This is a genomic window from Mesorhizobium sp. M2A.F.Ca.ET.039.01.1.1, assembly GCF_003998035.1.
Lineage (GTDB): Bacteria > Pseudomonadota > Alphaproteobacteria > Rhizobiales > Rhizobiaceae > Mesorhizobium.
This window is the reverse complement of sequence record NZ_RZRY01000663.1, coordinates 1-3,440: the sequence shown is the minus strand read 5'-3', so window position 1 is coordinate 3,440 and position 3,440 is coordinate 1. Positions and strand designations below refer to the sequence as shown.

The 3,440-nt window shown below is 64.9% G+C and carries 6 protein-coding genes; 4 read left to right on the top strand and 2 right to left on the bottom strand.

Annotated features, from left to right (window positions below; genetic code table 11):
* The 3 genes from EOA24_RS41955 to EOA24_RS31395 form a co-directional block, all read left to right on the top strand.
* The coding region (locus EOA24_RS41955) for a hypothetical protein (protein ID WP_189354387.1) at positions 1-282 on the top strand (282 nt) is incomplete at its 5' end.
* A gap of 235 nt (positions 283-517) precedes the next feature.
* Positions 518-787: a hypothetical protein gene (locus EOA24_RS31400; protein WP_126083237.1), complete on the top strand. Its 270-nt coding sequence runs from the start codon at positions 518-520 to the stop codon at positions 785-787.
* A gap of 75 nt (positions 788-862) precedes the next feature.
* Positions 863-1,168, top strand: a complete 306-nt coding sequence (locus EOA24_RS31395) for a hypothetical protein (protein WP_041001284.1) — start codon at positions 863-865, stop codon at positions 1,166-1,168.
* 9 nt (positions 1,169-1,177) lie between these two features.
* On the opposite strand, the gene EOA24_RS31390 is transcribed toward EOA24_RS31395, so the two are convergent.
* Both EOA24_RS31390 and EOA24_RS31385 read right to left on the bottom strand, forming a co-directional pair.
* Entirely contained in the window at positions 1,178-1,597 is a 420-nt protein-coding gene (locus EOA24_RS31390) for a DoxX family protein (protein WP_127258110.1), read from the bottom strand.
* Between the two features lie 328 nt (positions 1,598-1,925).
* Positions 1,926-2,681: a tryptophan 2,3-dioxygenase family protein gene (locus EOA24_RS31385; protein ID WP_126083239.1), complete on the bottom strand. Its 756-nt coding sequence runs from the start codon at positions 2,679-2,681 to the stop codon at positions 1,926-1,928.
* 133 nt (positions 2,682-2,814) lie between these two features.
* Between EOA24_RS31385 and EOA24_RS31380 the strand changes: the two genes are divergently transcribed.
* Entirely contained in the window at positions 2,815-3,285 is a 471-nt protein-coding gene (locus EOA24_RS31380; RefSeq protein ID WP_126083240.1) for an Lrp/AsnC family transcriptional regulator, read from the top strand.
* Positions 3,286-3,440: the final 155 nt, after the last annotated feature.

Genomic DNA, 3,440 nt, shown 5'->3' with positions numbered 1-3,440 from the left:
GCGCAGGGCTGGTACCAGAGCGCAGCCGACAGCGCGTCGAACCTATATAGCGGCGCGGCGGATCGCGCATCGAACCTCTACAGCGGTGCCTCCGGCCGCGCGTCGCGCGCGGCAAGCCAATTACGCAGCCAGGCGCAGAGCGTTTCGGAAACCGTGCAGCAGAACCCGGGCACCTTCTCGACGGCCATGCTGATCGGCGGCCTCGTCGGGCTGCTGGCCGGCATGGCGATCAGCCGGAACCCGGACCCAGAGCCGGACTGGCTGCATCGCTGGCGCAGATAGGCATTTCCGGTCCGGCTCGCGCTGCCGGGCCGATCAACGGTAGTAAGCGAAGGCTGCCTTGCGGCGGCCGCGCGGAGAGAAGGCCGGGCCGGCGCGCCCGGCCTTCTCTTTTGGATGCCGGGCTTTTTCATTTCAAGGTTGTGTCGTCCCCATCCTTTTGCTGTGGCCGGTTGTCCCGGGCTGGTCATTAGCAGGAGCTTATGGGATCATCCCCCGGGGAATCGCGGAGAGCGGCATGGACAGACCTGCCATGGCATCCGTCTTTCGGATGCGGCATGTGCCTGCAAGCATTTCGGGCGTTCGCAGCCTTGGCAGAGGCCAGGCCGATCCGTTCTTTCATTCGAGACCACTCGGCGAGGCGATCCGCTTCATCGCCCAGGCCGACGGCCAGTACGACCTCAGCGCCGTCGCCATCTTCTACGGCGACCGCCAGACGCCGCCGCTCGGCAACCGCGAGATCAGGCAGCTCTGGAGCGAGTATGGCGAGCGGCTGATGGAGGCGTAGAGCCGCGCAAGCCTTCCCGCCGGATCGGAAACGCCGCTCATGCGTTCTTGTGGCGAGGTCAATGGGAGGAACGCCATGAACGTCGCCAATCTCCAACTCGAGGGCCTGCTGATGGCCGTCGCAGCGATCAACCACGTGCTGGTCAAGAAAGGTGTGCTCACCGTCGAGGAAATCGACATCGCGCTGCGCAAGGCCGAGGCCGGTGAGACCGGCGAGGAGCGCTCGGAGGCGATCTCGGCCTCGAACCGCGACGCCATCAATTTCCCGATCCGCCTGCTCGAGCTCGCCAACCAGTGCCAGCCCGAGGCGGACATGCCGTCCTTCTCGAAGCTGGCCCGCATGGTCGGCCAGATGAAGGAGCCATATAACGACCAGATGTGAGGGGAAAGGTCATGCCCTCCCCGGCCAGCCGTGGCGCAGGGCCAGCACAGTGCCCGGGCCGTGCGCCGCGGCGTAGAGCAGGCCGGCGGCGAAGGGGAAGTGCGACATGAAGGCGCCGAACTCGGCCTGGTTTCCGGGCCAGTGCGACGGGCCGTGGAAGGCAAAGCCGAGGAAGACGACATAGACCGCGCCGATCAGCGCCAACGGCGACAGATAAGCGCCGGTAAGGAAAGCGATCACCAGCAGCGTCTCGAGGATCGCCGCGCACCAGGCCAGGAACACCGGGAACGGGAAGCCGGCGGCGGCGATGTAGCCGGCGGTGGCGCCCATATCCATCAGCTTGAAGGCGACGCCCATCGCGAACATAGCAGCGAAGATCAGGCGAGCGATGAGAATGGCGGCGGTCTGCCAGGTCGATTGGGTTTCCACGAGTGTCCTCCGGGTTGTCTGTTGATGCCCCAAGGACGGACGAAGGGCGCTGGTTCCGACAGGGGGTAGGAAAATTGTTGGAGCGCCCTCTTCCTCGCCCCCGCAACGCGGGGGAGAGGTGGCCGCGAAGCGGTCGGAGAGGGGGCAGCGCCGGCGACAGAGGAAGAAGCACGGTGTGGCGCGCCCGAGGTTCTAAATCGCGACACGATCTCTCGGGTTCGCTCCATGCGCTTTAGCGAGACATGCTTTAGCTCTACGAAGGCCCCTCTCCGTCGCGGCTTCGCCGCGCCACCTCTCCCCCCGCTTCGCGCGGGGCGAGGAAGAAGGCTCAGCCGGCCTTCACCTGCGCCGGATGGCTGATCGAGTCCCGCACGGTGCCGTATTCGGCGCCCCAGCGGTCGGTCATGTCGCAACGGATATCCCACAGCTCGGGGAAGAAGCGGTGGCGGGCGCCGCCTTCCAGCATCTCCACCGGGCGGCCCTTCAGCGACTTCGAGCCCAGCCCGATCGAGCGGTGGATCAGATAGAGGTGGTTGGCGCGAAATTTCTGGAACAGCTCGTCGAACTCGATCAGCGCCTCGGCCACGACATAGGCGTCGCCGTGGTCGTAATGCTCGTCATAGATATCCGCCACGGTCAGCCCGCGGCCATCGAGATAGGCATGCCTGAAGGCCCGCCAAAGGTCCGGCGGCAGGCGCAGCAGGAACTTGAAGCCGGGCGATTCCTGGCCGCTGCCATTGCCGAGCTGCAGGCGGATCTGCTGATACTCCTTGGGCGACATGGTCTCCAGCAGATCGAGCTGCGCCGTCATCATACGCATCAGCCGGTGCACGCGGCCCATCAGCGTGACGATGCGATGGGTGTCCTGTTTCTCCAGGTAGTCGAGCACATCGACCAGCGTGTAGGCGATGAGCTTCATCCACAGCTCCTCGACCTGGTGCACGATCTGGAACTGCAATTCGTCGGCGTTGACCATCTCGGCCAGCGGCTTCTGGCAGGCGAGCAGCTGGTCGCATTTCAGATATACGCCGTAGTCGCGCATCTCGGGCGCCTCGATCCGGGCGTGATAGTCCGTCTTGTCCATGGCTCATCCTCCTCGGGCATGACCGCGCCACAAGGATAGCGCTTCCGGCTTGAACATTGTTCCTTTCTGTTATCCAAATGGCATGAAATGAAGGACGATTATCGCTCCTTCCCGCATCAATGGAGAACGAACTGTGCTGGATGCCCTGGACCGCAAAATAGTCGCCGCGCTCGAGCGCGATGCGCGGATCTCCTTCGGCGAGCTGGCAGAGGAGGTCGGCTTGAGCAAGACGCCGTGCTGGAAGCGCGTGAAGGCGCTGGAAGAGGCAGGCGTCATCCGTGGATATTCGACCCGCATCGACCCGGCCAGGATCGGCTTCGGCATCGAGGCCTTCATCCAGGTGTCGATCGACTTCGAGGTGTCCGACGCCTTCGAGGCGGCGGTGAAGACGCACCCGCTGATCCGCCGCTGCTACGCCACCACGGGCGAAGCCGACTATCTCCTGCAGATCGTTACCGTCGATATGATGGCGCTCGACCGCATGCTGCGCGAGGAGCTCAGCCGCCTGCCCGGCGTGCGCCGCACGGTGACCTCGATGGCGATGCGCGAGATCAAGGGCGACATCTCCTTTGCCGAGGCGGCGGCGCGTGCGCTGAGGGGATAAGGCGAGCACACCGAATGGCCTGAGCGCGCCGGCCGTGGAGGCGCGCGAAGCCCTGACTTTTTCTGGGATGATCGAGAACGGGCATCGAACCTGTCTATAGTCGCGACGGGGGTACGGCGGTGGCGGGGTCATCTCAATGAAGATCAGGGCGCAGG

Bases quoted from the DNA above. Each gene is read 5' to 3' on its own strand.
- EOA24_RS31400 (WP_126083237.1), top strand. From the start codon at position 518: ATGGACAGACCTGCCATGGCATCCGTCTTTCGGATGCGGCATGTGCCT.
- EOA24_RS31385 (WP_126083239.1), bottom strand. From the start codon at position 2,681: ATGGACAAGACGGACTATCACGCCCGGATCGAGGCGCCCGAGATGCGC.
- EOA24_RS31395 (WP_041001284.1), top strand. From the start codon at position 863: ATGAACGTCGCCAATCTCCAACTCGAGGGCCTGCTGATGGCCGTCGCA.